The sequence below is a fragment of the Streptomyces sp. NPDC030296 genome (genome assembly GCF_055572815.1).
Window position 1 is genome coordinate 276,403 of record NZ_JBVICQ010000011.1, and the last position, 22,427, is coordinate 298,829.

A 22,427-nucleotide genomic window follows, 5' to 3' on the forward strand; every position below is an offset into this window, starting at 1 on the left:
GACTGGGATGTACGCATGCTCTCTTGAACGCGTACCGCGCCCTGCCCGGATGACATCGGCCAACCGTGTGCACGACCGGTACCGCGTCTGTGCGCTCGGTCGAACGCCGGACGTGGACACGCACATGGGTCGCTACGGCGGCGGGTGCCGCCGCATGACCACCGGAACCCGCCGGGCGGGCGCACCCTCGCGCCCGCCCGGCGTCTGTACTTCGTGTCGCGTCCTGATAGACGCGAGAAGACCCCGTCAGGTCATCAGCCGGCGCACTTTTCCTTGTCCGCCGTGTTCTTCTCGACATCCAGGTCCGCCGCCGACGACGAACCGCTGATCTTCACCCCGGCGCCCTTGAAGTCCTTGCCCAGGATCAGCACCATCGCGGGCAGCCCCTGGGAGTTGGTCTCGCTGTTGCCCTCGCCGGGCTTGAGCGCGGACGCGGACAGACCCATCAGATCGGCCAGCTTGCGCGCCTGGTCGGCCTGGTCCGGGTCGTACTCGAGAGTCGTCTTCGACAACGTCTTGCCCGCGTTGCCGAGTTGGCTGGACTTCGTCACGCCGACATCGTTCTGCAGCCAGTTGAGAGTGGCCTGTGCGCTGCCGGCCTCGGCACCGCCGTTGTAGACGTTGACCCGGACCTCGGAGGCGTCGGCGCGCTTGCCCTTGAGCTTCGCGGCCTGCTTCTCCTTCTCCTTCTTCTTCACGTCGCTGAGCGAGACGTCGTCGCGGATCGTCTCGAACAACTGCTCCGCCTTGCCGGGCATGGGCAGCACGGTCGCGCGGTCGGTGTTGTCGATCACCGGGACCGTGGTGAAGGTGATGTTCTTCGTGTTCACCTTGCCGACCTCCTGGCCGAGCGAGCCCAGCTTCTTGATGTCGGCGATCTTGTCGTCGACGGTGAGGGCCTTGGTGGCCGCCTCCGCCAGGTCGATGACCTTGCCCGGGTCCGTGAGGGTGTCCTCGGACTTCATCTGGCGGATCATCGAGCTGAGGAACTGCTGCTGCAGCTTGATCCGGTCCAGGTCGCTGCCGAAGCCCACGCTGTAGCGGGTGCGCAGGAACGACAGTGCCTGCTCGCCCTGGATGACGTGCTCGCCCTTGGACAGGTCCAGCTTCGACTTCGAGTCCTTGATGGGCTTCGCGAGGCACACCTTCACGCCGCCGATCGCCGTGGACAACGTCTTCACCGCGTTGAAGTCGGCCACCATGAAGTGGTCGGGGACGATCCCGGTGAGCTCCGTCACGGTCCGCATCGTGCAGCTGGGGGTGCGGCCGTCCTGGCCGAGGCTCGTGTTGAACCGGACACCGGTGGAACCGCCGATGATCTTCTTGGAGCCGTCCTCCTGCGTCGTCTCGCAGTCGGGGATGTCCACGATCATGTCCCGCGGGATGCTCATCGCGGTCGCGTTCGTCCGGTCCTTGGAGACGTGCAGCAGGATCGTGGTGTCGGCGTGGCCGACGCTCTCCTTGTCGCCGTACGACTCGTTGCCCTTGCCGGTGCGCTTGTCCGTGCCGATCACCAGCAGGTTGATCGCCCGGTCCTTGCTGAAGCCGCCGGTGCCGGCGCCGTCGGCGGAGATGGCGGTGATGTTGTTGTTCAGGTGCCGGTAGTAGAGGTAGCCCGCGGCGCTCACCCCGACCAGCACGAAGGCCAGCGTGCCGCCCGTCCACACGAGTATCCGCTTGCCCTTGGGTTTCTTGGCCTTCGTCCTGCCCCGGCCGCCACGACGGCCCGGCAGCGGCTCCTCCTCGGGCGCCCCCCGGCGACGCCCGGGTCCCGGAACGACCTCGCGGATCTCCCGGGTGTCCGGCGTCGCCGTCGCCGACCGCCCGGAGGCGCCGCCCGCTCTGGCACCCGCCGCCGCGGGCGTGGCCCGGCGGGGCCTGGGTACGCCTGACTGCGGTGCGGAAGGGGCCAGTCGCAGTTCGTATTCACCGGTGTTCGGGTTGAGTACCCACTGGTCTGCGGGATCGATGTCTTCCGCCCGCCCACGGCCTTGCGCGTCCACGGTTGTCTGATTCCTCCGTCGGGGCCACGCGGCGTCTTCCCCCTCAAAAGACGCTCGGGTCTCGCTGCAAGTGGTGCGTGACCGGGAAGGCCTGACACACCGGATCGCTCACACTAGCCGCCCGATCAGGCGTCAAGCGACGGCGGTGACAAATTGCACGTCCCTACAAGTGGGCAATCTGCCCATTTCCTGGTGCATTTGTTCCTCGTGTTGACGTGCGTTTTACCTGCGGGGACCCACTCCGGTCACTCGCAAGCCCCTTCGGCGGCCGTGCGACCGCGAAAAGTGGGCATCGGATCGGGGGTGACGGAAGACGCACCCGATAGCTCGTCCGCTTCGCCTTCGGGTCCCCGTTCCGGGAGTTCCCGGGCCACGGCCACGGGTGCGTCGGAACGCAGCCGGGCGAAAAGCCGGTGCGCCGCCGGCTCGACGAGTTCGTCACGATTGGCGTCCTGTGCGTACGACTTCCTGGGAACGGTCAGGAATTGCACCCTTTCCATGGGAATGCCGCGCAACCCGCGGACGAGGTCGTAGAGACCGCGCAGACTCGCCAGACCGGGGTCGGTGGTGAGCGAGGACGTCGCCGCGTCCAGTACCGGATAGAGCTTCACCGGATTCAGCAGTACGCCGTTGCTGCGCACCTTCGCGGCCAGTGCCGCGAGGAAGCGCTGCTGGCGGTCCATCCGTTCGGTGTCACTGCCGTCGCCCAGCGTCTTGCGGGCCCGCACATAGCCGAGCGCCTGCTCGCCGTCGAGTCTCACCCTGCCCGCGGGCAGCCGGAGCTTGGCGGCCTTGTCGCGGATGGGGGCCTCGACGCACACCTCGACGCCGTCCACGGCGTCCACCATCTCCTTGAAGCCGCTGAAGTCCACGACCACGTGGTGGTCGACGCGGATGTCGGTCATCTTCTCGACCGTCCGGATGGTGCAGGCCGAACCCCCGGCCTGGAAGGCGTAGTTGAACATCGCGAAGGTCGGTTCGGACCGGGTGCCGTCCGCCCTGCGGCAGCCGGGCACGTCCACCATCAGGTCCCTCGGCAGGGACACCGCCGTCGCGCTGCGCCGGTCGGCCGCCAGGTGCAGCAGGATGGTCGTGTCCGATCGCTCGGTGCCCGAGTCCCGCCCGTATCTGCCGTTCTCGTTCCCCGATCGGGAGTCCGACCCGATCAGCAGGATGTTCTGCGCGTCCCGCACCAGCGCGGTCGGCCGCTCCCGCTCGTACCGGGCCAGCTCGTCCGCCGCCGTCGTGTCCGACGTGATGTTCCCGTCCAGCTTCCGGTAGGCGGCCCACCCCACCGCCACGCCCCCGAGCAGCATCGTCGCGGCGCCCGCCGCGGTCCAGCGCAGCCACCGCCGCCGACGACGGCGCAGAAGCCCGTCCCCGCTGGCGGAACCACCCGCACCGGGCCCGAGCACCCCCGTCCTGCCTCCGGCGTCGTTCACTGTCGGCCACCCCTCACGGCGTACGAGGTACGAGCGAGCTGTGCTCCTACGACGATGGCGCGAGAGGGGGGAGGGGGCGGCCCGGGGTAGGCCGAACGGGGGACGGCGGCTGTTGTCCGAGGCCCCGCCCCCTCGGCGCGGGACGGTCCCTGTGGTCCGAGGCCCGCTAGCGCGAGACGGCCGTGACGCGCTCGCTCTCGACGCGCTTGGCCAGCGCCTCCTCCGCCAGCTGGTCCAGGTGCCGGCACAGCACCACGGAACCCCCGGTCGCCAGCGGCCCGTACAGCCCCGCCAGCAGACCCTCCCACGTGTCGTAGCCCGCTCCGGACAGCAGCCGCGACCCCGGCCCCGTGAGCCCGAGGTCGCCCGCCTCGGCGCGTGCCCGCTCCACGACCTCCGCGCCGCTGAACTCGCGCCCGGCCACGATCAGCGCGGGCTCGTCGGGGTCCACGGGCGCGAAGGGCGCGAACCGGTCCCCCTGCGAGGGCACCTCCACGGCGTAGTCCGCGAAACCCGCCGGGGTCTGCGGGAACCTCCCGCCGAGCGGCCGCAGCGCGAGGGCGACCCGCTCCCCAGGGCAGGCCCGCGCCTCCTCCAGGGTGTCCGGCCCGCTCACCACGAGATCGGCCGCGCCGGGGTCCCCGGCGACATCGGCGACGACGCCCACCGACGAGCACGCGAGGAGCCACACCGCCGTCTGCCAGTGCGCGGGCAGCAGCAGCGCGAGCCGGTCGCCGGGCTCCGCGGCCAGGTCGCCCTGGAGCAGATTCGCCGTCTTGGCCACCCAATTGGCGAAGGTGGCCACGGACAATTCGACGCGTTCGCCCGTGGCGTCGTCGTAGAAGGTCACCAGGGGGCGCGCGGGGTCCGCGGCGAGCGCGGATCGCAGCAGGTCGGCAGGGGTGCGATCGGTGGCGTTCATCCGCGTAAGCGTACGCGGGGCCGGGTGGGGGGCGGGTGCGGGGCGAAGCGGAGGGGCCACCGGTTCGGCCCAGCGCCACCCACCGGTTCGGCGGAGCGGAGCCGACGGTCCGTCAGTTCCGCGATGGACAGATATGTATGACTATGCCCAAGATCGGGCGTATGCCTAGCTCTCGTTTCCTCGCCTCCTCGATCGGTGTCGCCTGTGCTGCGGTCCTCGCCCTCCCCGCCGCACTGCCCGCCGCGGCCGCGACCCCCGCCGCCCCGGCCCTCGACACGACCTCCTCCTCCGAACAGTCCGCGACCTCCGCGCAAGCCGCCTCGGTCGTGGCCCCTGCCCTCGACAGAGCGACCGCATCGCCGTCCGGTCGCACCCAGTCGCTCCCCCTGGTCCCGCGCGCGACGGACCGCGCCCTCGGCCCGACCGCCGAACAGGGCCTCAGCCGCCGGGGCGTACGGTCCTTCTCGCTGGTCGGTGTCGTGTGGGACGACCCGGACACCGAACTGCACGGCCGCGTCCAGGTCCGTACCCGGGCGCGCGGCACCTCCCACTGGTCCGGCTGGCAGGACGTCGAGACGCACAACCACGAGCACGCCGCCGACCCGGACACCGCCGAACGCGCCTCCAGCCGGGTGCGCGGCTCCACCGCCCCGCTCTGGGTGGGCGAGTCCGACGGGGTCGAGGTCCGCGTGCGGGCCGAGGTCACCGGTCGTACGGCCGCGCAGGGCGTCCAGATGCTCCCGGACGGCCTACGCCTCGAACTGGTCGACCCCGGCACCGGCCTCCCGGAGGCCGTGTCGACGCAGGCGACCGGCCCGGCGGCCGGGCCGGTCGCCGACCCCCCGCCCGTCGGCACGCCCGTGGACGCCTCGCGGCTCGGCGCGCTGACCGTGGAGTCCGCCGCCGCCTCCGCCGTCAACGCGGACCTCGCGCCGCTCGGCGCCACCGTCATCCCGGCGTTGACGCGGAAGGCGACGGAGGCCGGGCTGGCCGGCCTGGAGCCGGGCATGAAGCCCTACATCGGGCCGCGTCCACGCATCATCACGCGCCGCGGCTGGGGCGCCGACGAGAAGCTCCGCGAACGGGACTTCCTCTACACCAAGAAGGTCCAGGCGGCGTTCGTGCACCACACCGCCTCCGGCAACAACTACAGCTGCGACGAGGCGGCTTCCGTCATCCGCAGTATCTACCGCTACCACGTGGTGAGCAGCGGCTGGCGGGACATCGGCTACAACTTCCTCGTCGACAAGTGCGGAAACATCTACGAGGGGCGCGCGGGTGGCGTGGCCAAGGCCGTCATGGGCGCCCACACCCTCGGTTTCAACACGAACAGCATGGGGGTCGCGGTCATCGGCAGCTTCGGCACCACCAAGCCGCCCGCCGTCGCTGTGACGGGCATCGCGCAACTCACCGCCTGGAAACTCGGTCTTTACCGGGCGAACCCCAAAGGCAAGACGGATCTCATCTCCGGGGGTGGCAATCTGTACGCAAAAGGCAAGAAGGTACGACTGAACGTGATCTCCGGCCATCGTGACGGGTTCGCGACCGAGTGCCCGGGGGGGCGCCTTTACGGAAAGCTCGGTACGGCCCGCGCGAAAGCCGCCCAGTACCAAGGGCGGTAGGACGGCGGCAGGTTGAAGGGGGAACAGGGGCGCGACCGCCCCGACCGCACACCGGTGAGCCGGCCGGAGGCCACCGCACGGCAGCACAGCAACGCAGGGGGCACGCGCGCCGTGCCCCCTCGAACCACCCCGCCGACCTGCGAAGGAGCAGACCGGCGGGGTTCCGCACGTCCATGAAGGCGCCATCGCACGGTCTGCATACACTGGCCGGCCGAAAGACAGTTCGGCCGGTCCCGGCAGGAAGCAGAGACGACAGGTGACAGAAGCGATCCTCCTGGTCGGCGGCAGAGGCACCCGACTGCGTCCGCTCACGGTGCACACTCCGAAGCCCATGCTCCCGGCGGCCGGAGTCCCTTTCCTGACACACCAACTGGCGCGGGCGAGAGCGGCGGGCGTCGACCACATCGTCCTCGCCACCTCGTATCTGGCCGAGGTCTTCGAACCCCACTTCGGCGACGGCTCCGCCCTCGGCCTCCACCTCGAGTACGTCACCGAGGAGGAGCCCCTCGGCACGGGCGGCGCCATCCGCAACGCGGCCGCACACCTCCACTCCGCTCCAGAGGACCCCGTCCTCGTCTTCAACGGCGACATCCTCACCGGCCTGGACATCCGCCGCCTTGTCGGCACGCACCGGTCGACCGGGGCGGACGTCTCGCTCCATCTGACCCAGGTGACCGACCCGCGCGCCTACGGTCTGGTCCCCACCGACGAGTCGGGCCGCGTCCTCGCCTTCCTGGAGAAGCCGCAGACGCCCGAGGAGATCGTCACCGACCAGATCAACGCGGGGGCGTACGTCTTCCGCCGCTCGGTCATCGACACGATCCCGGCGGGCCGCCCGGTCTCGGTGGAACGCGAGACGTTCCCGGACCTGCTGGCTGCGGGCGCCCACCTCCAGGGCATGGTCGACTCCACGTACTGGCTTGACCTCGGCACCCCCGCGGCCTTCGTCCGCGGCTCCGCCGACCTCGTCCTCGGCCGCGCCCCGTCCCCGGCGGTGCCGGGCCGCTGCGGTGACCGCCTCGTCCTGCCCACCGCCCGGGTGGCCGGCGACGCCAAGCTCACCGGCGGCACGGTCGTCGGCGAGGGCGCGTTCGTGGGTGAGGGCGCGCGGGTCTTCGGCAGCACGGTTCTCGCGGGCGCCGTCGTCGAACCGGGCGCGGTCATCACCGACTCCCTTATTGGCGCCCGCGCCCGCATCGGCGAACGCTCCGTCCTCACGGGCACGGTCGTCGGCGACGGCGCGGTCATCGGCGCGGACAACGAACTCCGCGCGGGGGTGAGGGTCTGGTGCGACGCCCAGATCCCCACGGGGGCGCTCCGCTTCTCGTCGGACGAGTAGGGCGCCCAGTAGCTCGGGGGCGCGCTGTTCGTTCGGCGGGTGCGGGTGGTTCGTGGTTTCTCGCGCAGTTCCCCGCGCCCCTGGAGGCACGGGCCTGCGGCCCGGTCTTCATCGGAAAAGCACGGGGCCGCGGGCCCCTGCTTTTCCAGGGGCGCGGGGAACTGCGCGAACGGCCCCCGCTCACCCGCGCCCGCCGACGAGAGGCGGACCCCCGAGTTCAAAGGCGCCCGATATCCCAGCGAGGCATCTTCGGCGTCCGCCGCCCCGGCACCCGCCCCGACAGCAGAATGAACCGCGCGGCCCGATGCCGCTGCCCCGCATACGGCTCCAGCAGCGACAGCATCACCGAGTCGTCCGCGTCCCGGTCGCCCGCCAGCGCGTAGCCCACGATCCCCGGCAGATGCAGATCGCCCACGGTCACCGCGTCCGCCGCCCCATGGCTGCGCTGCACCGTCTCCGCCGACGTCCACGGCCCGATGCCCGGCACCAGTTCCAGCCGGGCCCGCGCGTCCTCCGGCGACATCCCGACGGCCTCCTCCAGCCGCCCCGCCACCCGCACCGCCCGCAGGATCGTCGACGCCCGTTTGTTGTCGACCCCGGCCCGGTGCCACTCCCACGACGGGATCAACGCCCACTCACGGGCTGTCGGCATCACGGCCATCCCCGCGGGCGCGGGCCCCGGCGCCGGCTCCCCGAACTTCCGTAGGAGCAGCCGCCACGCCCGGTACGCCTCGTCGGTCGTGACCTTCTGCTCCAGGATCGACGGGATCAGCGACTCCACGACCAGCCCGGTCCGTGTCAGCCGCAGTCCCGGACGCCGTCGCCAGGTCGCCGCCACGATCCGGTGCCGGGGCACGAATGCGTCGGGTTCGTCCGACGCCCCCAGCAGGGGCGGCAGTCGGTCGAGCAGCCACTCGCCGCCGGGACCCCAGGCCTCCGCCTCGACGGCCCCGCCGCGCACGGCGACCCTGAGGGTGCCGGCCCCGGCCGGTGTGCGGCAGACCCGCCACACGGCCCCGTCGGGGGTCGCCTTGAACGTCGGATCGCCGGGCCCCCTCTTGAGCGGCCCGAGCACCAGCCCCAGGTCGAACGGCCCCTCAGGCGTCCAAGCCCGCCGAAGCCCGGGGGCGGCCGCGGGCCGGGGCACCCCACCGGGCACCACGACATGCCCGCCTCGCACGGTCGTACGAGTGGGTCGGGGGGAGAAACGTCCGGCCACGATGAGGTCCTAGGAAGCTGTGGGCGCCCTATGAGCATAGGAGGCGGTGGTTCTGGTGAGGCCGAGGTTCTCCGGACCCGTCACCGCACCTCGATGAACGCCCCCGCGTCCCGCTCGCCCCGCGCGGGCGGCTCCGCCGCCGGGTGACCGACGGCCACGGCACCCATCGGGTCCCAGTCCTCCGGCAGCGCCAGCACGTCCCGTACGACGTCCCGGCAGAACATCGTCGAGGACACCCACGCGGACCCGAGCCGCTCCCCGGCCAGCGCGACCAGGAAGTTCTGCACCCCGGCCCCGGTGGCGACGACGAACATCTCCCGCTCGGCGCCGTCCCGCCGCGCGTCCCCGTAGGTGTGCGACCCGTCCATCACCAGACACGGCACGACGAGGTACGGCGCGTTGCGCAGGACGTCCCCCCGCCGTACCCGCTTCGCGATGGAGTCCTCGCTCTTGCCGTCCCGGCGCAGGTCCGCGATCCACGCGTCCCGCATCGCGTCGAGCAGCCGCACCCGCGACTCCTCGGACTCCAGCAGCACGAACCGCCACGGCGTCGTGTGGTGCGGTGCCGGCGCGGTGACGGCGGCGGCCACGGCACGCCGTACCGCCCCGGGGTGGACGGGCTCGTCGGTGAACGCCCGCACGGTCCGCCGCTGGGTCACCGCCAGCCGTACGGCCTCCGAGGTCCCGAGCCGGAACATGTCGTCGCGGGCGCCCCTGACCAGGGCCTTCGTGCCCTCGCCCGAGTCCTCGGCGACGACGTGCGCGAGGCCCCGCACGACGGCCACCGGCAGCCCGGCGGCCTTGCCCTTCACCAGGTCGCCGGCGGCGGCCAGCTCGTCGGCGGTGGCGACGACGGTCGCGCTGAGCGGATTGCCGTGCGCGTCCGTGCCGCCGCGCAGGTCGTCGAGGACCCGTACCCCGGCCGCGCCGATGGCCACGTCGGTGAGCCCGCTGCGCCAGGGCCGCCCGAAGGTGTCGGTGACGACGACCCCGACCTCGACCCCGAGCGTGTCCCTGATCCCGTCCCGGACGGCCCGCGCGGAGGCGTCGGGGTCCTCGGGCAGCAGCAGGACGGTCCCGGCGGGGGTGTTGGAGGCGTCGACGCCGGCGGCGGCCATCACCAGGCCCTGCCGGTTCTCCACGATCCGCAGGGCGCCGCGCCGGGCCACGACCCGGACGGTCTCGGCGTCGATCGCGGCCTCCCGGTCGGCCGCCTCGACCGTCCGGCCCTCGGCCTTGGACACGATCTTCGAGGTGACGAGCAGCACGTCCCCGTCGCGCAACCCCGGCTCGGCCGCGGCGATCAGCTTGGCGAGGTCGTCCCCCTGCTGGATCTCGGGAAGGCCGGCCACGGCCCACACCCGGTACCCGGCGGCCGGGGACGTCTCTCTCGCGGTCTCCCCGCTCACGCGGCCCGCACCTCCTCGGCGAGCGCCAGCGCCGCCCCGGCCATGGCCGCGGTGGCGTCGAGGTCGGTCATCATCAGGGGCACCGCCCGGCAGCGGATGCCCGCGGCCTCGACGCGCTCGACGGTGCCGGCGTCGACCGTGTCGACGAGCCAGCCGTCGAGCAGCCCGGAGCCGTAGTGCTCGGCGACGGCCGCGGCGGTGGACTCGACGCCGACGGCGGCGAGGACCTTGTCGGCCATGCCCCGCACGGGCGCGTCCCCGACGATGGGGGAGAGCCCGACGACCGGCACCCCGGCCTCGGCGATCGCCTCCCGGATGCCCGGCACGGCGAGGATGGTGCCGATGGAGACGACGGGGTTGGACGGCGGGAAGAGGATCACGTCCGCCTCCGCGATGGCCTCCAGGACCCCGGGGGCGGGCTTGGCCTGCTCGGCGCCGACCGGCACGATCGCCTCGGCGGGCACGGAGGCCCGCAGCCGCACCCAGTACTCCTGGAAGTGGACGGCCTTGCGCTCGCCGTCGAGGTCGACGGCGACATGGGTCTCGACCCGGTCGTCGGTCATGGGGATGAGCCGCACCCCCGGCTTCCACCGGTCGCACAGCGCCTCGGTGACGGCGCTCAGCGGGTATCCGGCGCCGATCATCTGCGTCCGGACGATGTGCGTGGCGAAGTCCCGGTCGCCCAGGCCGAACCACTCCGGTCCGACGCCGTACGCCGCGAGCTCCTCCTTCAGATGGAAGGTCTCGTCGGCCCGGCCCCAGCCCTGCTCCTCGTTGATGCCGCCGCCGAGCGTGTACATCACCGTGTCGAGGTCCGGGCAGACCTTCAGGCCGAAGAGGTGGATGTCGTCCCCCGTGTTGCCGATGACCGTGATGTCCGCCTCCGGAGCGGCCCGCTTCAGGCCGCGCAGGAACCGGGCACCACCGATGCCACCCGCCAGAACCACAATGCGCATGGGAGCCAGTCTCGCAGGCGCCGATGACAACGGACCGCGCGCCCGCCCCCGGTCACGAACGGTTTCGGCCGGGTGCGGCGTCAGGCCGTGGCGGTCGCCGCCCGTGTCGCGCAGGCCTTGGTGTGCATCGGCATGTCCGTCAGGCCCGGGTAGTAGATGTGCAGGCTTATGGCTGGTTCCAGCGTGTCGTTGACGACCTCGTGCGCGTACCCCGGCGCGAAGACCCGCTGCGCGCCGGCGGCCAGCACCCGCGTGCCCCGGTCCGTGCGCTCGGTCAGGGTGCCGTCCAGGACGGTGAGCACCCCGGACGAGCCGCCGTGGTCGTGCAGCCCGGTGCCCTGACCCGGCACCCAGGACAGCAGCCACACCTCGTACCCGGGGCCGGTGCGCAGCCGGTGGTACCAGCGGGTGGTCGCGTCGTACTCGACGAGGTGCTCCCACTGGGCGCGGTCCTCGGCGATGGAGCGGGCCAGTCCGGCGAACTCGGCCACGGTGACCGGGTGTTGGCGCGGCGTCCGCAGGAGGTGGGGTACCTCGAGGATGTCGCCGGCGATCTGGAGGTCGCTGTCGCTGTTCATGGGATGCGGTGGTCCTCGGCGAAGGGTGTGGGGGATGGCTGGGTGTCGCGTGCCGTCCGCCCGGGTCACGGGCGGGGCGAACGCCCGGGTGCGGGCGGAGGGGAACAGCAGCCGAGCCGCGATGGGCTCAGTGGCAGCCGGAGCGCGTTGGGCTCAACAGCCGGGACAGCAACAGCTACAGCGAGCGCGGGCAGCACCGAGGAACCCGGCGGAGCGGGTCGAGGTGAGTGCCAAGTTCGCGAGCATGCCCACTAGGACAGCGGTTCACACCCCTGCTGTCAACTTCACGTCCGGTATGTGGATGCCGCTTCACCTCTTTCGGTGCATCACCCCGGTGAAAGGTTTGTGCAGGGGGAGTCGGGGACACATGGCGCACAACCCGATACGGGTGAGTGCGAGCGGGCCGGAACGAGATCGAACTCCTGGACGTCTTCCCTCGTAAGAGAGGGAGACCGAACGGGACTCCCACCCGCCGCCGGGCTGCTGTCAGGTTTATGCCGATTTGAACACTTTCCGCATAGCCTTGGTTCCGCAGAGTGAATAAGGGGCCCAATAGCAGATCTCGGCTTGACTCGCCCGTAGCAGCACACTTGTAATTTCACTCGTGTCGTTCAGCCGAAATCGGTAACGGCCGCACGACGGGGACGCGAAAGACGGACGAGGGGCGCACATGACCGAGCTCGTGCAGCAACTGCTGGTCGACGACGCGGACGAGGAACTCGGCTGGCAGGAGCGCGCGCTGTGCGCCCAGACCGACCCCGAGTCCTTCTTCCCCGAGAAGGGCGGTTCGACCCGCGAGGCCAAGAAGGTCTGCCTGGCCTGCGAGGTCCGCTCCGAGTGCCTCGAGTACGCCCTCGCCAACGACGAGCGCTTCGGCATCTGGGGCGGCCTGTCCGAGCGGGAACGCCGCCGCCTCAAGAAGGCCGCCGTCTGAGCGCGCGCCGCGCTCACCGCACGCACCTTCCCGCACACCGCACACCACAGGAAGTCGGCAGTCCGCAGCACGTCCCAGCGGAACCGGGTGCCCAACGGCCCGTCGCAGGTGGCTCGTCCACAGGCGGCGGGCCGCCGTGGTGCTCAGCCGTTAGTGTGGGCCCTCGTCCGAGACGTCCCGCTGTCCCCGCCGGACACAGACGTCCACCGCAGTCCATCGAACCGGGGCCCGTACCTCGATGTCCGTGCACAGCCACACCGCAGCCCACGACGCTGCCACCCCTGAGTTCCCACGTCATGTGGTGACCGCGGTCCTCGTCGCGCACGACGGCGCCCGCTGGCTGCCCGACGCGCTCGCCGGACTGCTCGGCCAGGAGCGCCCCGTGCAGAGCGCCATGGCCGCCGACACCGGCAGCGCGGACGACTCCGCCCAGCTCCTCGCCGACGCCCTCGGCGCCGACCGCGTCCTGCACCTCGCCCGGCGCACCGGTTTCGGCCAGGCCGTCGAGGAGGCCAACCGCACCGCGGGCGTGCTCACCCAGGACGACCTGGCCTACCTCCGACGCCCCAGCGGCTGGGACCCCGTCACGCGCACGTGGCGCGACGACGCGTACGACATGCCCGAGCTCCCGCACGGAGAGCCGGTGCAATGGCTGTGGCTGCTGCACGACGACTGCGCCCCCGAGCCCGACGCCCTCGCCCAGCTGCTGCGCGTCGTGGAGAACGAACGCGAGCTGGGCCGGGACGACGTCGCCGTCGTCGGCCCCAAGCTGCGCGGCTGGTACGACCGCCGTCAGCTCCTGGAGGTCGGCGTCACCATCGCGGCCTCCGGCCGCCGCTGGACCGGCCTGGACCGCCGCGAGCAGGACCAGGGCCAGCACGACCACGTCAAGCCCAGCCTCGCCGTCTCCACCGCCGGCATGCTGATCCGCCGCGACGTCTTCGAGGAACTCGGCGGCTTCGACCGCCGGCTGCCCCTCATGCGGGACGACGTCGACCTGTGCTGGCGCGCCACCGCCGCCGGCCACCGCGTCCTCGTCGCCCCCGAAGCGGTCGTACGGCACGCCGAGGCGTCCTCCCGCGAGCGCCGCACCGTCGACTGCGTGGGCCGCTCCGCCGCCTCCCCGCACATGGTCGACAAGGCGGGCGCCGTCTACACCCTCCTCGTCAACTCCCGTACCGCACAGCTCCCCTGGGTGCTGTTCCGGATCGTCCTCGGCACCCTCCTGCGAACCGTCGCCTACCTCGTCGGCAAGGTCCCCGGCCAGGCCGTCGACGAGATCCGCGGGCTGCTGAGCGCTCTGTTGCGGCCCGAGCGGATCATCGCCGGACGCCGCAGAAGAGGCGGGGCGCAGATCGACAAGGGCGAGCTGCGCGCGCTGTTCCCGCCGCCCGGCGCGACCGTCCGCGCCACCGTCGAGCAGGCCGCCGGTGATCTGTTCGGCCGCTCCGACACCGAGACCTCCGCCGCCGGACGGCACGGCGGCGCCGTCGAGTCCGGGCCCGGCGACGACGACGCCGACTTCCTGGAGGTCGAGCAGTTCGCCCGGCTCAAGCGCGTCGCGCGCAAACCGGGCCCGTTGCTCCTCCTCGTACTGCTGCTCGCCTCGCTCGTGGCCTGCCGCGCCCTCCTCGGCGGCGGCGCCCTCGCGGGCGGCGCCCTGCTGCCCGCGCCCGCCGACTCCGCCGAGCTGTGGTCGCGCTACCTGGACGCGTGGCACCCCGTCGGCGCCGGCGGCGCCGAGGCCGCGCCGCCCTACCTGGCGATCATCGCGATGCTCGCCTCCCTGCTGTTCGGCTCGACCGGCCTCGCCGTCACCGTGCTCCTCGTGGCCTCCGTGCCGCTGGCCGGATTCACCGCCTACTTCGCCTCACGGCCCCTCGTCGAGTCCCGGCTGCTGCGCGCCTGGGCGGCCGTCGTCTACGCCTTCCTGCCCGCCGTCACCGGCGCCCTCGCCGGGGGGCGCGTCGGCACCGCCGTCCTCGCGATCCTGCTCCCCCTGATCGCCCGCGCGGGCGCCGCCGCGGCCGGGCTCGCGAACAGCACGGGGGCGCGCGGCAGCTGGCGCGCGACCTGGGCGTACGCGCTGCTGCTGACGATCACCACCGCGTTCACCCCGATCGTGTGGCCCATCGCGCTGCTCCTCGGCCTTGCCGTGCTCGGTGTGCGCCGCCGCGAGATCACCGCGTACGGCCCGCGCTTCCTCGCCCAGCTGGGCACCCCGCTGCTGATCCTGGCCCCCTGGTCGCTCACCCTGCCGCCGTTCGGCTTCTTCCAGGAGGCCGGCCTGGAGTACGGGGCGAGCGCGGCCTCCCCGACCGATCTGCTCGGCATCAGCCCCGGCGGCCCCGGCACGGTCGGCGGCCTCACCCTCGTCGGCGTGGTCCTCGCCGCGCTCGCCGCCCTGCTGCGCTCGGAACGCCGACTGGCGATCGGGACCGCCTGGACGGCGGCCCTGGTGGGACTCGTCTTCGCCGTCCTGTCCAACAACTCCACCTGGGCGGGCCCCGCGACCCTGGTCTACGGCATCGCCCTCCTGGCCGCCGCCACCCTGGGCGCCGACGGGGCACGCGCGCGCGTGGCCGAGCAGAGCTTCGGCTGGCGTCAGCCGGTGGCCGCGCTGATCGCGCTCGCCGCCGCCGTCGGCCCCCTCCTCGCCGCCGCCGGCTGGATGATCGGCGGCGCCGACGGGCCCCTGGAGCGCCGCGACCCCGTCCAGGTCCCCGCGTTCGTCGCCGAGGAGAGCGGCACCCGCGACCAGGCGCGCACCCTCGTCCTCGACAGCGACTCGGCAGCCGAGGTCTCCTACACCCTGGTCCGCGGCTCCGGCGTCCGCCTCGGCGACGAGGAACTCACGGCCGCGGCCGGGCGGAACCGGCAGCTCGACAAGGTCGTCGCCAACCTCGTCGCCGGCTCCGGCGCCGACCAGGCCGACGAGCTCGGCGGCTTCGCCGTGCGCTACGTCCTGGTCCGCCCTGGCGCCCCCCGTGAGATGAGCCGCGTCCTGGACGCCACGCCCGGCCTGAGCCGGCTCAGCCAGCAGGACGGCAGCGCCCTGTGGCGCGTGGACCGCGAGGTCGCCCGCGTCACCGTCGAGACGGGCTCCGGCGACCCGAAGTCCGTCGCGGCCGGCCCCGTCGACGTGCACACCACACTCCCGGCCGGCGGCTCGGGCCGCGTCCTGCGCCTCGCCGACACCGCCGACGAGTCCTGGACCGCCACCCTCGACGGCAAGCCGCTCACCCCGACCACGGTCGACGGCTGGGCCCAGGGTTTCCAGCTCCCCACCGGGGGCGGCCGACTGGACGTCACCTTCGACGAGCCCGTGAGCCACACCGGCTGGCTGTGGGCGCAGGGCTCGCTCGCCGTCGTCCTCGTGGTCCTCGCCCTGCCGGGCCGCCGCCGCGACGTCGACGACGACCTGCCCGACGAGCCGGTCGCGGTACCCGCCCAGGACGCCACCGGCGACGGCCGCCGCGCCCGCCGGCTGCGCGCCCAGGCGGAGGCCGAGGCCGAGGCCGACCGGCCCGCGGACACCCCGCCCCCGCCCGCCGAGGAGGCCCCGGTGGCGGTCCCCGTCCCGGAGCAGCAGGCGTACGGCGAGTGGGACACCCCGAGTTACGCGGGCGCCGAGTACGGCCAGTACGACCAGCAGTACCAGGCCGCCCAGCAGTACCAGGCGGGCACCTACGACCAGCAGCACTACCAGGCGGACCCCTACCAGGGCGGCCAGTACGACCCGTACGCCTCCTACGGGGGCGACGCGGCCTCCTACGACCAGACGTACACCCAGGGCTACGACGCGACGTACGACCCGTCGCACGGCACCGGCGCCGACCCCGAGCGCCCCGACGGGAGCCAGCAGTGAACCGCACGACCCTGTCCCTGATCGCTGGCACGACCGCCCTCGCCGCCGTCACCGGTTTCGCCGTGCTCAGCGCGCCCGACGCCTCCGGCGGCGACACCACCGTCGAGGCGGCCGCCCAACTCCCCGTGGAGCGCACGAGTCTGCTCTGCCCCCGGCCGAGTTCCTCGGACGTCGCCGAGACCGCGTACACGTCCTTCACGCCCGTCACCAAGGGCGCCTCCGGCAAGGGCGGCGCCCAACTGGCCTCCGCGGGCGAGGAGTCGGCGGACAGCGGCGCGAAGGGCAAGAAGGCCAAGCCCGTCCTGGAGCCGAAGGAGCCGGGCATGCCCGCCACCGGGAGCACCGACGGCGGTGACGCGCCCGCGCTGATCGGTACCGCCGAGGGGAAGTTCGCGCCCGGCTGGACCGTCCAGGAGACCACCGAGGTCGCCGCCGGCACCGGCCGTGGTCTGCTCGGCGTCAACTGCACGGCGCCGGACACGCAGTTCTGGTTCCCGGGAGTCAGCACGGCCGCCGGCCGCACCGACTACGTCCACCTCACCAACCCGGACGACGCGGCGGCCGTCGTCGACATCGAGCTGTACGGCAAGGACGGCGAGCTGAAGTCGACGGTGGGGGAGGGCATCACGGTCCGGCCCCGCTCCACCGAACCCGTCCTGCTGTCGACGCTCACCACGGAGAAGCAGGCCGACCTCACGATCCACGTCAGCGTCCGCAGCGGTCGCGTCGGCGCTGCCGTGCAGGCCCTCGACGACAAGCAGGGCGGCGACTGGCTGGCCGCCGCGGCCGACCCGGCCGCCACCGCCGTCCTCCCCGGCATCCCCGAGGACGCCACGTCCGTCCGGCTGATCGCCTTCACCCCCGGTGACACCGACGCCGACCTGAAGCTCCGGCTCGCCTCGCCGTCCGGGACGATCACCCCGGCCGGCAGCGAGACCCTGCACGTCAAGGCGGGGATGACGGCCACGGCCGACCTCGGCGCCATCACCCGAGGCGAGGCCGGCTCGCTCCTGCTGAGCCCCACCGACGAGTCGATCCCGGTGGTGGCCGCCCTCCGCGTCGTCCGCGGCAAGGGCGCCGACCAGGAAACGGCGTTCATCCCGGCCACCCGCCCCGTCGGCAAGCGCGCCACGGTCGCCGACAACCGCGCCAAGGGCACCACCCTCGCCCTCACCGCGCCCGCCGGGACCGCCAAGGTCAAGGTGACGGCATCCGCGGGCAGCTCCGCCGGTGAGCCCGCGACGAAGACGTTCACGATCAAGGCGGGCACCACGCAGAACGTGGAGTGCCCCGTCCCGGCGGGCCTGAAGGGCCCCTACGCCCTCACCGTGGAACCCCTCACCGACACCCCCGTCTACGCTTCACGCACCCTGGAGTCCAAGGTCGACGCCATCCCGGCCTTCACCGTCCAGACCCTCCCCGACGACCGGGGAACGGTAGCGGTCCCCCAGGCCCACGAGGACGTGGCAGTACTCCAGGACTAGGGTCCGTCGTTTGGATCATGCCGGCTCCGGGCTACGGCACCTTGTGGCTGCCGGTGAGCGTGCCAAGCCCCGCGCCCCAGGCATGATCCAAACGGCAGGCCCCAGGGGACTCGGGGCGCCCTCGGGCGCCCCGGCCGGGTCAGTCCTCCCCGTAGCGGGGATCCACGGTCTCCGGGTTCAGCCCCAGCAGCTCGGCGACCTGCTCCACGACCACCTCGTGCACGAGCGCCGCCCGCTCGTCCCGCCCCTTTGTCCGGATCTCCACCGGCCGCCGGTACACCACCACCCGCGCGACCCGCCCCTCCCGCGGCGGCACGATCCCGCCGAGCGGCACCGCCTCGTCGTTCCACACCCCGTCCCCCGGCCCGTCCAGCCGCGGCACCTCCAGGACGAGGAAGTCGATGTCGGCCAGCTGCGGCCACCGCCGTTCCAGCCGCTCCACGGAGTCCTGCACGAGGTCGGCGAAGACCTCCGCGCGACTCGCCGCGAGCGGCACCTGCGGCGGCGCGATGGGGCCGCGCATCCCCCGGCCGTGCCGATCACGACGGCGGGGCCCGGGTGCGGAGGCGGCGGGCGGCGGTACGAGGTTGTCCATCACCTGTGAAGCGTAGTCCTCACGAGGTGGGCGCGCCCGGCTCCACACCCCGCGCCGCGCCCCCGCTCCGACACCGCTGACCTGGTACGTCCAACCGGCGCGCCGAACACGGGTGCGCCGCAGGCCCGTACGGCCCGACGCCGGATGACCAATCCAGCCAAGGTTGGGCTCGAATCCGTTCTCTCCCGGACCGGGGAACTCGCTTCAAATGACCTGGTTTGTAGCGATAATTGAGCGCCTTTCGAGCCGTTCGGGATTCCGGACGAGGGGTTACTCGCAGGTCAGCGAGGTGGGTTCGGAGGGGCGTGTGGGGCGTCTCACACCACGACACGGTGGAGTGACCTGGTGGAGAGTCGTCGCGGCCCGCTCAAGAGTGCGGTACCGTCCAACGTCGTGAGCCCTGTACGTCGCTGTTCGCGCACCGCTTGCGGCCGTCCCGCCGTCGCGACACTGACGTACGTCTACGCCGACTCGACCGCGGTCCTCGGCCCGCTCGCCACCTACGCCGAACCCCACTGCTACGACCTGTGCGCCGAGCACTCCGAGCGCCTCACCGCCCCGCGCGGCTGGGAGGTCGTCCGACTGCTGGACGCCTCGGCCCCCGCCCGCCCCAGCGGTGACGACCTGGAAGCGCTCGCCAACGCCGTGCGGGAGGCGGCCCGCCCGCAGCAGCGCGCCGCGGAGGCCGGCGGCGGTGCCCGTACGGCCGACCCGATGGAGGTCGCCCGCCGGGGTCACCTCCGCGTCCTGCGCTCACCCGACAACTGACGCCCCGTTCGGTTGCGTTGCCGCCGCTCCCGCGGTGCCCCACGTCCGTCGCCGTCGCCCACCGGGGCGCCCGCATCACAGGCTCCGTCCTCGCCGACCCCCAGTTCCCTCCTTGCAGGGCCCACGACCTCGGAGGTCACACAGTCAGCCGTAACAACGGCCGGGTAGTTTGGGGCGATCGGGTGAGGACTTCAGGAGGGTTTGGCCGTGGCTGCTGATCTGTCGACGATCGTGAAGGCGTACGACGTACGCGGTGTGGTCCCGGACCAGTGGGACGAGACCCTGGCCGAACTCCTCGGCGCCGCCTTCGCCCAGGTCGCCGACGCGGACGCCCTCGTGATCGGCCACGACATGCGGCCCTCCTCACCCGGCCTCTCCCGCGCCTTCGCCCGCGGCGCGGCGGCACGCGGCGTGCACGTGACCGAGATCGGCCTCTGCTCGACGGACCAGCTCTACTACGCCTCCGGCGCGCTCGACCTGCCCGGCGCGATGTTCACCGCCTCGCACAACCCCGCCCAGTACAACGGCATCAAGATGTGCCGCGCGGGCGCCGCCCCCGTAGGCCAGGACACCGGCCTCGCCGAGATCCGCGCCCTCGCCGAGACCTGGAGCGAGTCCGGGGCGCCCGCACCGGCCGCGACCCCGGGAACGATCACCCGGCGCGACACGCTGGAGGACTACGCGGCGTACCTGCGCGGCCTGGTCGACCTCACCGCGATCCGCCCCCTGAAGGTCGTCGTCGACGCGGGCAACGGCATGGGCGGTCACACGGTCCCCACGGTCTTCGCCGGGCTGCCCCTCGACCTCGTCCCGATGTACTTCGAGCTGGACGGCACGTTCCCCAACCACGAGGCCAACCCCCTCGACCCGGCGAACATCGTCGACCTCCAGCAGCGCGTCCGCGAGGAGGGCGCCGACCTCGGCATCGCCTTCGACGGCGACGCCGACCGCTGCTTCGTGGTCGACGAGCGGGGCAACCCCGTCTCGCCGTCCGCGATCACCGCCCTGGTCGCCTCCCGCGAACTCGCCAAGCACGGCGGCAAGGGCACGGTCATCCACAACCTGATCACCTCCTGGTCCGTCCCCGAGGTCGTCCGGGAGTGCGGCGGCACCCCCGTGCGCACCCGCGTGGGCCACTCCTTCATCAAGGCCGAGATGGCCCGCAGCGGCGCGATCTTCGGGGGCGAGCACTCCGCCCACTACTACTTCGCCGACTTCTGGAACGCCGACACGGGCATGCTGGCCGCCCTCCACGTCCTCGCGGCCCTCGGCGGCCAGGACGGCCCCCTCTCCGGCCTCGTCGCCCAGTACGACCGCTACGTGGGCTCCGGCGAGATCAACTCCACCGTCGCCGACCAGGCCGCCCGCCTCGCCGCCGTCAGGGCCGCCTACGCGGGCCAGGAGGGGCTGACCCTGGACGAGCTCGACGGCCTCACGGTGTTCTCAGCGGACTGGTGGTTCAACGTCCGCCCCTCCAACACGGAGCCCCTCCTCCGTCTGAACGCCGAGGCCCGCGACGAGACCACGATGGCCAAGCTCCGCGACGAGGTCCTGGCGATCATCCGAGCGTGACCGCGCCGGCCTGGCGGACGACGGGCGCGTCCGCGCGGTGAGGACGGCCCGCGCACCCCGCCCGGCGCGGTGCGGGCCGCCCGCACGGCCGATCCGGGCCTCCCAGGGGCCTTGCCCGGCAGGCGGAACCTCGCCCCTGCGCCGGGCGTTCCACGGGCAAGGACGCGCCCCGCACGGCCCGGACGCCCCGCCCAACCCCGGCGCCGACCCCCTCCCGGCGGTACGCTGACCAGGCCGCACCGCACAACCCCGCACAACAGAACCCCGCCCCCGAAGGGACCCCGACATGCCGCTCGAAGCCGGCCTCCTGGAGATCCTCGCCTGCCCGGCGTGCCACGCCCCCCTCACCGAGGAGGACACCGAGCTGACCTGCACCGGTCAGGACTGCGGCCTCGCCTACCCCATCCGCGACGGCATCCCCGTCCTCCTCGTCGACGAGGCCCGCCGCCCGGCGTGAACCCCCCGCCCGGGCCCCGGCTCCGGGCACCGCAAGGCGTAACCCCGCGCGGGTTGGGAAACCCGGCGCGAAGGCGAAAAGGGCACCCGGCGAATCGGAGGCTGCCGCCCATGCTCGACGAATCGCTGCTAGACACCCCCGAGGCCCTGTCGGAGGCCGACCGGGGCGGCCTGCTCCGCGGCGCCGCCGAGGCCGGCGCCCGGGTCCGCACGGCCGTCCGCCTCGGCACCGAGGCCGGCATCGCCGACCTCAAACCCGACGGCCGCCCCCGCGCCCTCATGATCGCGGGCCCCGGCATGGCCTCCGCCGGCGTCGCCGACCTGCTCGGCGCCCTCGCCGGCTCAAGCTGCCCCATCACCCGCATCCACCCCACCGGCGTGGCCCCCGCACCGGGCGCCCTCCGCTGGGACCTCCCCGGCTGGGCCGGCTCCGTCGACCTCCTCCTGATCGCCACCGCCGACGGCACCGAACCCGGCCTGTCGCTCCTGGTCGACCAGGCATACCGGCGCGGCTGCACCGTCGTGGCCGTCGCCCCGCCCCGCACCCCCGTCGCCGACGCGATGGCGGGCTCCCGCGGTCTGTTCGTACCGATGGCGACCGCCCCGTACGAGCTGGAGGTGCCCCTCGGCGCCGCCGCCCCCGGCATCCTGTGGGCCCTGCTCACCCCGATGCTGGCCCTCCTCGACCGCATGGGGATCGTCGCCGCCGACCCGGACGCCCTGGCGAAGGTCGCCGACCGCCTCGACCAGGTCGCGGAGCGCTGCGGCCCCGCCATCGCCACGTACAGCAACCCCGCCAAGACGCTCGCCGCCGAGTTCGCCGACGCGCTCCCGCTGATCTGGACCGAGGGCCAGGCCGCGGGCCCCGTGGGCCGCCGGTTCGCCTCCGCGCTCGCCGATCTCGCGGGCCGCCCCGCCCTCGCCGCCCAGCTGCCCGAGGCCCTCGCCTCGCACGCGGTGGTGCTGTCCGGCCCCCTGGCCGCGAGCGCCGACCCCGAGGCCTTCTTCCGCGACCGCGTCGAGGAGCCACCCGCCCTCCACGCGCGCGTGCTCCTCCTGCGCGACCGGCCCACCGGCGGACTCAGCGCGGCCTCGGCCGCTCGCGAGCTGGCCCTCGGCCACGAGACCGCGATCAGCGAGCTGGAACCCGAGGAGGGCAGCGACCTGGAGACCCTCGCGGAGATGATCGCCATCACGGATTTCGCCGCCGTTTACCTGTCGCTCGCCTCGGGAGCCTGACCTTTACCTGGCCCGGCAGAC

The 22,427-nt window shown here is 73.1% G+C and carries 17 protein-coding genes; 9 read left to right on the forward strand and 8 right to left on the reverse strand.

From position 1 onward, the window contains the following. Positions 1 to 254: 254 nt before the first annotated feature. From ACZ4Z3_RS30355 to ACZ4Z3_RS30365, 3 genes are all read right to left on the reverse strand, one after another. On the reverse strand, positions 255 to 2,003 hold the full coding sequence (locus tag ACZ4Z3_RS30355) for an LCP family protein (protein WP_468504014.1): 1,749 nt from the start codon (positions 2,001 to 2,003) through the stop codon (positions 255 to 257). A 245-nt stretch (positions 2,004 to 2,248) separates the two neighbouring features. Then, on the reverse strand, positions 2,249 to 3,445 hold the full coding sequence (locus tag ACZ4Z3_RS30360) for an LCP family protein (protein WP_468504015.1): 1,197 nt from the start codon (positions 3,443 to 3,445) through the stop codon (positions 2,249 to 2,251). A gap of 166 nt (positions 3,446 to 3,611) precedes the next feature. Beyond that, a complete protein-coding gene (locus ACZ4Z3_RS30365) occupies positions 3,612 to 4,367 on the reverse strand; it encodes a TIGR03089 family protein (RefSeq protein WP_468504016.1) in 756 nt (251 codons plus the stop codon). 143 nt (positions 4,368 to 4,510) lie between these two features. Here ACZ4Z3_RS30365 and ACZ4Z3_RS30370 point away from each other — a divergent pair, with 143 nt between their 5' ends. Together ACZ4Z3_RS30370 and manB are read left to right on the forward strand one after the other, a co-directional pair. Beyond that, positions 4,511 to 5,989, forward strand: coding sequence for an N-acetylmuramoyl-L-alanine amidase (locus ACZ4Z3_RS30370; RefSeq protein WP_468504050.1), 1,479 nt, complete (start codon positions 4,511 to 4,513; stop codon positions 5,987 to 5,989). 256 nt (positions 5,990 to 6,245) lie between these two features. Further along, on the forward strand, positions 6,246 to 7,328 hold the full coding sequence (manB, locus tag ACZ4Z3_RS30375; RefSeq protein WP_468504017.1) for a mannose-1-phosphate guanylyltransferase: 1,083 nt from the start codon (positions 6,246 to 6,248) through the stop codon (positions 7,326 to 7,328). Positions 7,329 to 7,545: 217 nt separating this feature from the next. Here manB and ACZ4Z3_RS30380 read toward each other — a convergent pair whose 3' ends face one another. From ACZ4Z3_RS30380 to ACZ4Z3_RS30395, 4 genes are all read right to left on the reverse strand, one after another. Next, positions 7,546 to 8,547 (reverse strand): DNA-3-methyladenine glycosylase family protein, encoded by a 1,002-nt coding sequence (locus tag ACZ4Z3_RS30380; protein WP_468504018.1) that lies wholly within the window; start codon positions 8,545 to 8,547, stop codon positions 7,546 to 7,548. An 80-nt stretch (positions 8,548 to 8,627) separates the two neighbouring features. Then, positions 8,628 to 9,956 carry a coenzyme F420-0:L-glutamate ligase gene (locus tag ACZ4Z3_RS30385; RefSeq protein ID WP_468504019.1) on the reverse strand — a complete coding sequence of 443 codons (1,329 nt, stop codon included), beginning with the start codon at positions 9,954 to 9,956 and terminating at the stop codon, positions 8,628 to 8,630. Beyond that, the gene (cofD, locus tag ACZ4Z3_RS30390; RefSeq protein WP_468504020.1) at positions 9,953 to 10,912 is read right to left on the reverse strand and encodes a 2-phospho-L-lactate transferase; all 960 of its coding nucleotides are present in this window, start codon (positions 10,910 to 10,912) and stop codon (positions 9,953 to 9,955) included. Before cofD ends, ACZ4Z3_RS30385 begins: the two co-directional genes overlap by 4 nt. 80 nt (positions 10,913 to 10,992) lie before the next feature. Then, positions 10,993 to 11,490, reverse strand: coding sequence for a cysteine dioxygenase (locus ACZ4Z3_RS30395; RefSeq protein ID WP_468504021.1), 498 nt, complete (start codon positions 11,488 to 11,490; stop codon positions 10,993 to 10,995). 670 nt (positions 11,491 to 12,160) lie between these two features. Between ACZ4Z3_RS30395 and ACZ4Z3_RS30400 the strand changes: the two genes are divergently transcribed. The 3 genes from ACZ4Z3_RS30400 to ACZ4Z3_RS30410 all read left to right on the forward strand — a co-directional run bounded on the left by ACZ4Z3_RS30400 (position 12,161) and on the right by ACZ4Z3_RS30410 (position 17,776). Then, the gene (locus tag ACZ4Z3_RS30400) at positions 12,161 to 12,424 is read left to right on the forward strand and encodes a WhiB family transcriptional regulator (protein WP_003975777.1); all 264 of its coding nucleotides are present in this window, start codon (positions 12,161 to 12,163) and stop codon (positions 12,422 to 12,424) included. A gap of 238 nt (positions 12,425 to 12,662) precedes the next feature. Further along, on the forward strand, positions 12,663 to 16,292 hold the full coding sequence (locus tag ACZ4Z3_RS30405; RefSeq protein ID WP_468504022.1) for a glycosyltransferase family 2 protein: 3,630 nt from the start codon (positions 12,663 to 12,665) through the stop codon (positions 16,290 to 16,292). Further along, on the forward strand, positions 16,289 to 17,776 hold the full coding sequence (locus tag ACZ4Z3_RS30410; RefSeq protein ID WP_468504023.1) for a DUF5719 family protein: 1,488 nt from the start codon (positions 16,289 to 16,291) through the stop codon (positions 17,774 to 17,776). Before ACZ4Z3_RS30405 ends, ACZ4Z3_RS30410 begins: the two co-directional genes overlap by 4 nt. A gap of 139 nt (positions 17,777 to 17,915) precedes the next feature. Here the strand turns inward: ACZ4Z3_RS30410 and ACZ4Z3_RS30415 are convergent, their stop codons facing one another. After that, complete coding sequence (locus ACZ4Z3_RS30415) at positions 17,916 to 18,371, reverse strand: metallopeptidase family protein (RefSeq protein WP_468504051.1); 456 nt, start codon at positions 18,369 to 18,371, stop codon at positions 17,916 to 17,918. 345 nt (positions 18,372 to 18,716) lie between these two features. Between ACZ4Z3_RS30415 and ACZ4Z3_RS30420 the strand changes: the two genes are divergently transcribed. The 4 genes from ACZ4Z3_RS30420 to ACZ4Z3_RS30435 all read left to right on the forward strand — a co-directional run bounded on the left by ACZ4Z3_RS30420 (position 18,717) and on the right by ACZ4Z3_RS30435 (position 22,406). Beyond that, on the forward strand, positions 18,717 to 19,139 hold the full coding sequence (locus tag ACZ4Z3_RS30420; RefSeq protein ID WP_086756625.1) for a DUF3499 domain-containing protein: 423 nt from the start codon (positions 18,717 to 18,719) through the stop codon (positions 19,137 to 19,139). Positions 19,140 to 19,346: 207 nt separating this feature from the next. Further along, the gene (locus ACZ4Z3_RS30425) at positions 19,347 to 20,711 is read left to right on the forward strand and encodes a phosphomannomutase/phosphoglucomutase (protein ID WP_468504024.1); all 1,365 of its coding nucleotides are present in this window, start codon (positions 19,347 to 19,349) and stop codon (positions 20,709 to 20,711) included. Between the two features lie 286 nt (positions 20,712 to 20,997). Continuing rightward, on the forward strand, positions 20,998 to 21,168 hold the full coding sequence (locus ACZ4Z3_RS30430) for a Trm112 family protein (RefSeq protein ID WP_099963864.1): 171 nt from the start codon (positions 20,998 to 21,000) through the stop codon (positions 21,166 to 21,168). 110 nt (positions 21,169 to 21,278) lie between these two features. Further along, complete coding sequence (locus ACZ4Z3_RS30435; RefSeq protein ID WP_468504025.1) at positions 21,279 to 22,406, forward strand: SIS domain-containing protein; 1,128 nt, start codon at positions 21,279 to 21,281, stop codon at positions 22,404 to 22,406. Positions 22,407 to 22,427: the final 21 nt, after the last annotated feature.